6 protein-coding genes are annotated in these 6,132 nt (G+C 54.9%); 4 read left to right on the top strand and 2 right to left on the bottom strand.

From position 1 onward, the window contains the following. The first annotated feature begins 552 nt into the window (after nt 1-552). From DFR34_RS16500 to DFR34_RS17030, 4 genes are all read left to right on the top strand, one after another. Nucleotides 553-1,533, top strand: coding sequence for an NAD(P)-dependent alcohol dehydrogenase (locus DFR34_RS16500; protein WP_110392253.1), 981 nt, complete (start codon nt 553-555; stop codon nt 1,531-1,533). Nucleotides 1,534-2,001: 468 nt separating this feature from the next. After that, entirely contained in the window at nt 2,002-2,592 is a 591-nt protein-coding gene (locus DFR34_RS16505; RefSeq protein ID WP_146215192.1) for a calcium-binding protein, read from the top strand. A 60-nt stretch (nt 2,593-2,652) separates the two neighbouring features. Beyond that, nucleotides 2,653-3,231: a hypothetical protein gene (locus DFR34_RS17025; protein WP_146215193.1), complete on the top strand. Its 579-nt coding sequence runs from the start codon at nt 2,653-2,655 to the stop codon at nt 3,229-3,231. Between the two features lie 96 nt (nt 3,232-3,327). Continuing rightward, nucleotides 3,328-3,948 (top strand): hypothetical protein, encoded by a 621-nt coding sequence (locus tag DFR34_RS17030; protein ID WP_146215194.1) that lies wholly within the window; start codon nt 3,328-3,330, stop codon nt 3,946-3,948. 333 nt (nt 3,949-4,281) lie between these two features. Here the strand turns inward: DFR34_RS17030 and DFR34_RS16520 are convergent, their stop codons facing one another. Continuing rightward, complete coding sequence (locus DFR34_RS16520; protein ID WP_110392257.1) at nt 4,282-5,619, bottom strand: type II toxin-antitoxin system HipA family toxin; 1,338 nt, start codon at nt 5,617-5,619, stop codon at nt 4,282-4,284. A 1-nt stretch (nt 5,620) separates the two neighbouring features. Further along, entirely contained in the window at nt 5,621-5,872 is a 252-nt protein-coding gene (locus tag DFR34_RS16525) for a helix-turn-helix transcriptional regulator (protein WP_110392258.1), read from the bottom strand. Between the last annotated feature and the right edge of the window lie 260 nt (nt 5,873-6,132).

Consider the following 6,132-nt stretch of genomic DNA (forward strand, 5'->3'; position numbering starts at 1 on the left):
CGCTTCCGGCGTTTGGCCAGAGCTTACGAGAAGCTGCCGCAGACGCTGGCTGGATTACATTACGTGGCGTTTGCCATGTTGATGCTGCCGCACCTGCCTGATGTTATTGGCATGGTTCAGAACATGCTCTAGTTGTGGTCCTATTTCTCCAGAGTTGCTCGTGCAGTTCTTGGCTTCTCTGTGGCAGGCGATAAGGCCTCAGAGTCATTTGTCGAGGCTGCTGTTGTCGTACTTGAATATGTGGTTTTCTGCTTTGGAAATTTTGGTGCTTTGTATCTTTCACATAGCTAGTTGATTGAATTTGCTATGCTTATTCGCATGTGATTGATAAGTACAAAGCTCGACTATCCTACTTGCATACGTTATCATTGCTTTCCATGGCGTTATTTTACTGGTTGGTGGTAACGGCCATCTGTGGTGGTGTTGTTTATTATATGGTTTCGTAATGCCATAAATCAAAATAAATCAAAATTGTATTTCTTGGGCGCATTATAAAAAATGTTCGCCCTAAACTGGAATGAAATTTAACTTTTCATAAATTAATTTTTCCCCATGAAAGCCATCCTCTACCAACAATACGGCCCGCCTGATGTGCTCCAGATGGCGGACATCGCCAAGCCCATCCCCAAACCCAATGAAATCCTGATCAAAACCTATGCCACCACGGTCACGTCCGGGGATTGGCGGGTGCGCAGTCTGACAGTGCCGGCCGGTTTTGGCTGGATGACCCGCTTGGTGTTTGGCGTGTCCCGGCCCAGGCAGCAGATTTTGGGTTCCGAGCTGGCCGGGGTGGTGGAGTCGGTGGGGGAGGCGGTCAGCCGATTCAAGGTGGGGGATGCGGTGTTTGCGTTCAGCGACGCCCGTATGGGCTGTTACGCCGAGTATAAATGCATGCCGCAGGATGGCGCGGTGGCGTGTAAACCGCCTGGTTTGTCTTACGGCGAAGCGGCCGCTTTGTCTTTTGGCGGCACGACGGCGCTGGATTTTCTGCGTCGGGCCAAGCTTCAGCGTGGGGAAAGCGTGCTGATCAATGGCGCGTCCGGCGCGGTGGGCGCGGCGGCGGTTCAGTTGGCCAGGCATTTTGGCGCGCATGTCACGGCGGTGTGCGGCACGGCGAATATGGCCTGGGTCAGGGCGCTGGGCGCCAGCCAGGTGATCGACTACACGCAAGAGGATTTCACCCAGAATGGCGAGACTTACCATGTGATCATGGACACCGTGGGCACGGCGCCGTTTTCCCGCTGCCAAGCGTCGTTGCGAGACGGCGGGCGTTTATTGCTGGTGCTGGCGGGGCTGGCCGATATGCTGCACGCGCCATGGGCGTCGCTGAGCAGCGGCAAGAAGGTGATTGCCGGCCCGGTTTCGGTGCGCGCGGAAGATTTGCCCCTGCTGGCCGAGCTGGCGGCGACTGGGGTGTTCAAAGCGGTGATTGACCGGCGCTATCGGTTCGAGCAGATGGTCGAGGCGCATCGCTATGTGGATAGCGGGCGCAAGAAGGGGAATGTGGTGGTGATGCTGGGGGATGAGGATTGAGCGTGGCCCTGAGCTGGGTGTGTTGATTGCTTTGCAAAAACCGGCCTGACAAGAGGTAAAGACTTAAAAATCAAATATTTGTGTTTCAATCTGCGCGAAAAAACGATTTCTTGACCCCCCGCTTTTAGATTTCTGTCAGTGCGGGCACGGCCAAACTGCCGCGCCCGCGCCAAACCTTGTCTCCAGGGCTTTCGCCGGGGTGAGTCATGGTGTGGTCCGCATCCCCGCCATGGCTGCCAGCCCGCACAAACTCCCGCTCCGCCGCCTTCCATCAGGGTCAGTGAGGCCCGCTTCTTCTCCCGCAGCACCCCGCTGCTGTCTCAGCACGGATATTGCGTATTATTACCATGGTATTTTCACGAATTGATTGGGATTGGCAAGGTGGTTAGCATAATCCACTCAGATCAAGCTCAATCAGAAAATAACATCGCAAGCGAACGGGGTTCAGAAGGCAATGATGTTTTTAACATGAGCTCTCTGCCGATGAAGGTTGGAGAAACCGCACACAGCTACGACGCCCTCGGTGGCGACGACATCGTGTACGGCAGCAGCTATGTGGACTTCATCCATGGCGGTGCGGGCAATGATCAGTTGTTTGGCAATGGCGGCGACGATGCGTTGTTGGGTTGGTCCGGTAACGACACGCTAAAAGGTGGCGTTGGCAACGACCTGTTGCATGGCGGTGATGGCAACGACGTGCTGATTGGCGAAGGCGGCTCCGATGCCCTGCTGGGCGGCTTTGGTGATGATCTTTATGTGCAATATATCGGCTATGGCAATGGCCGGGACACCATCAATGATGGTGTGACTGCCAGCTACACCCCTGGTTATGGTGGCGGAATCGATAAGCTGTATATCCCCAATGCGACACTTGACCAACTGATTCCTTTACGGCAAGCAAATGATCTGTGGATCAGCAGCATGGCCGATGCCAGTGATGGTCAGATCACCGAGGGGGTGGTCATCTCCAACTTTTTCCTGGGTGGAATTTACACTATTGAATATTTGGAAACCCAAGATTATATTCTCAGCCTATCTGATTATTTTGGCGTAGTGTAACCGTCAGCAGGCAGCATTTTATTTGGAGCTGCCTGTTTACCCTGACCCCATGGAGGTAATATGCAAATCAATACCAATGCTTCGACTACTTTGCCCCTCAACAGTAAGTCAAGCGGCAAATCGATCAGCACGCCAGAAAGACAAGAATGTACATCTGTTACCTGGACCGCATTTACGACCAGTGCAGAAAAAAGTCGTGAACTCGAGCTGCGCTATGCTGAAATTATGACAGGGCTAAAAGGCGAGGAGGCGCTGAGTAAGCATAAGAAAGATATGGAAAAAACCATGGCATTAATGGGCCCGGAAACCAGAGAGCACTACGCCTCTCCTGCCGAGCTTGAGAAGCAAATGAAAAAGCAGGCGGATAGTATTTTCCGCAGCCCGGCAGGTGAAATCCTGGCTGTGGTGTATAAAGATGGGACGATTCACACGCAAGGCGAGGGGAAGCGCATTGACTTTGATGCACTGTCTCAATTTGCCAAAGGCCTGAGCGAGCATGAATACCGTGCTGCCATGCGCAATGGCATTGCTGCTGCCTTGGGCAGCCGCGCGGTGGCCAGTTATTACGACTATAACAAGCCGGCGCCGACCATGAGAGAAATTCACGAAGAAGAGCGCATTTTTTATAGCCGTGGCTGACGCTTGCTGCTCACCTGTTGCACATCCGGAGAGGGGCAGCCCACAAGCACCAGTGGCGCTGCCCGCATAGCTGCATACATCGTTCATGGAGGTCATATGCAAGTCAATACCAGCGCTTCGGCCATGCTGCCTACCATCAAAAAAGCCACTCATGCAGAGGATGATGGCAAACTTGTCGCCAATTCTCGTGGTGAATTTGGTATGGCATTCACTTTTGATCCTGAGTTGGCAGATACCGTACATAACGGAGTTCGTTATTTTATGCCGCCATCGCATCTCGTAGAAAAAGGAGATGCAGAAACTTTATTGAAAAAACATCTTAGCCCAGAGGCTTGGGCTGGTGTTAAAAGGATGTTGGACGATGTAGCAACAGGGCGAGATAAGCTTTCGCCAGAAGAATATGATCCTGTAAACTATGAAAAACAAATGAAGAAACAAGCGGATAGTATTTTCCGCAGCCCGGCAGGTGAAATCCTGGCTGTGGTGTATAAAGATGGGACGATTCACACGCAAGGCGAGGGGAAGCGCATTGATTTTGATGCACTGTCTCAATCCGCCAAAGGCCTGAGTGAGCATGAATACCGTGCCGCCATGCGCAATGGCATTGCTGCTGCCTTGGGCAGCCGCGCGGTGGCCAGTTATTACGACTATAACAAGCCGGCGCCGACCATGAGAGAAATTCACGAAGAAGAGCGCATTTTTTATAGCCGTGGCTGACGCTTGCTGTTCACCTGTTGCACATTCGGAGAGGGGCAGCCCACAAGCACCAGTGGCGCTGCCCGCATATCTGTATCCCGCAATTTCATCAGGGCACACGGCCAAGCTGCCGCGCTCGCGCCAAAGCTTGTCTCCAGGGCTTTCGCCGGGGTGAGTTATGGTGTTTTCCGCATCCCCGGCTTCCAGCCTGCACAAGCGCCTGCGTCGCATCGCTCACAAAACCCTAGGGGCACGACCACAGGCTGTACGGGCATGCAACAACTCCGGAGGGGTTTGTTGGCGGCGCTAACGTTCTGTGCGCATCACCGAGCTTGTCTCAGGGGCTTGTGTTGCTCAGCGAAGCCGTGCCGTTAATTTTTCGCGCTGACGTCGTATGCCGTGAAAAATGGTCTCGGCCACATCGGCCGGAAAGTCTGGCGGTAATTCTCCCTCTATCTTTTGCAAAATCTCACCGGTGTTGTCAGCCAATTCGTTCAATAGCTCATCGGCCCACGCTTCAGTCAGACCGCTGCTGCGCGCTTGCGCCAGCCAGTGGCGTGGCTGGATGCGCTCAATCAGGTAGTGATTGCTTTGCCCGCGCACCGCCATCGCCAGTTTGGCTTTTTGCGGCGCCACTTTGCCGGCGCCGTGGCCAATCACCGGATGGGCGGACAGAATGTCATACAGCGGCGTAGCACGGTAACGGCCGCCCGGCAGATGAAACAGGCTGAAGTTTTTGGCGTGGCCGTCGGTGGCGGCCAGCAACCAGAACACCACTTGCGCCTTGAAGAACTGACGGCGGTCGGTTTCGCTATTTTCTGATCCGGCCAGAATATCGAGAATGCGCGCGATGCCGGGGCCTCCATCGGCTTGGTATTTGAGGTAGGGGGGCGTGGCGGTGGCTTGGCACAGGTCTTCTTGCGGCAGACGCATCAACCAGCGGCCATCGCTGGACAGGCGGCGGTCAAAGCGTTCGACGACCAGCACTTTCTGTGCTTCAAAGTGGGCGATATCGCACCGGGCTACTGGTAGACCAAATGCAGCCACCAGTTGCGCACAGAGCCATTCGTTCTCGACCGAGCTGCGCATATCGGCTTGCATGCCGCCCACTAACCCTAGCGGCAATTTAAAAATATGCGTGGTAGGTGTGCTGCCCAGCGGGCGTTGCCAGCGGCCAGCATGCTGGAGCAGTGCGGTTTTTTCTTGCGCGCCGGCGATGGACAATCGCAAGTCGGCATCGGAATTTCTCTGGCCTGGCAAGCCCGGTTGCACTGTTTGTTGCAGCAGGGCGGCAATGGCGGCATCGTCCAGGGGTTCGCCGATGATACATTGCAGGTTTTGCGGTGTTTCGTCTTCTGGCAGCAGTTGCAGCGCACCCACACAATCGCGCCCCAGTGCGGCCAGCAGGGTAAACGGCGCACTGTCGCTCAGCCGGTGATGCTGCGCCAGACGGCGGCGGATGATGTCGCTATCTGGCAGCAGGTTGTCGAAATAGGCATTCACCACAGCGCCACGGTGTGCGGCATTGTTGGGCAAAAACGGCAGTGACAGCGAGAGGGGCCGTGTTTGCGGGTGATTGAGCCAGCTTGCGTGGTAGGCAAAGATTTCTTCACCGTGAGTGAGTGTCCATTCCCCCACCAGCAGGCCATTCATCCACACATTCAGCTGTTGTCGGTGGCTTTTGCGGCCCATTTCACCATGCCTCGTCGCTGACTGCGGTGGGTTGGTCATCACGGGTGTGAATCACCAGCTCGGCATTCAGCACCCGTAAGAGCTTGCTCAACCGCGCTACGCTGGTGGCGGCAGGCCTGGCTTCCAGTCGCGCATAGCTTTGTTGGCTGATGCCCAGCCGTTCGGCCAGCTGCGCCTGGGTCAGCCCGGCGCGCTGGCGCAGGCTGCGCAGCATGGCGGGCAATTGTTCTGGCATGAGGATGGGGTAGTGCATGCTGTGTGCTTTCGCATTGAACACACCTAACATCCTATGTGTTGTAAACGCCAGATACAACATAAAAGCTGTATTTTGTGTTTACAACATATAGATTGTAAAAATGGGGATCACACTATTCAGTCTGGCTAGAGCATGTTCTGAACCATCCCAACAACATCAGGAAGGTGCGGCAGCATCAACATGGCAAACGCCACGTAATGTAATCCAGCCAGCGTCTGCGGCAGCTTCTCGTAAGCTCTGGCCAAACGCCGGAAGCG

The sequence above is a fragment of the Rivihabitans pingtungensis genome, assembly GCF_003201855.1.
Taxonomy (GTDB): Bacteria; Pseudomonadota; Gammaproteobacteria; order Burkholderiales; family Aquaspirillaceae; genus Rivihabitans; species Rivihabitans pingtungensis.

Coding starts and splice junctions, on each gene's coding strand:
- DFR34_RS16525 (WP_110392258.1), bottom strand. CDS start 5,872: ATGCACTACCCCATCCTCATGCCAGAACAATTGCCCGCCATGCTGCGC.
- DFR34_RS16505 (WP_146215192.1), top strand. CDS start 2,002: ATGAGCTCTCTGCCGATGAAGGTTGGAGAAACCGCACACAGCTACGAC.
- DFR34_RS17025 (WP_146215193.1), top strand. CDS start 2,653: ATGCAAATCAATACCAATGCTTCGACTACTTTGCCCCTCAACAGTAAG.
- DFR34_RS16520 (WP_110392257.1), bottom strand. CDS start 5,619: ATGGGCCGCAAAAGCCACCGACAACAGCTGAATGTGTGGATGAATGGC.
- DFR34_RS16500 (WP_110392253.1), top strand. CDS start 553: ATGAAAGCCATCCTCTACCAACAATACGGCCCGCCTGATGTGCTCCAG.
- DFR34_RS17030 (WP_146215194.1), top strand. CDS start 3,328: ATGCAAGTCAATACCAGCGCTTCGGCCATGCTGCCTACCATCAAAAAA.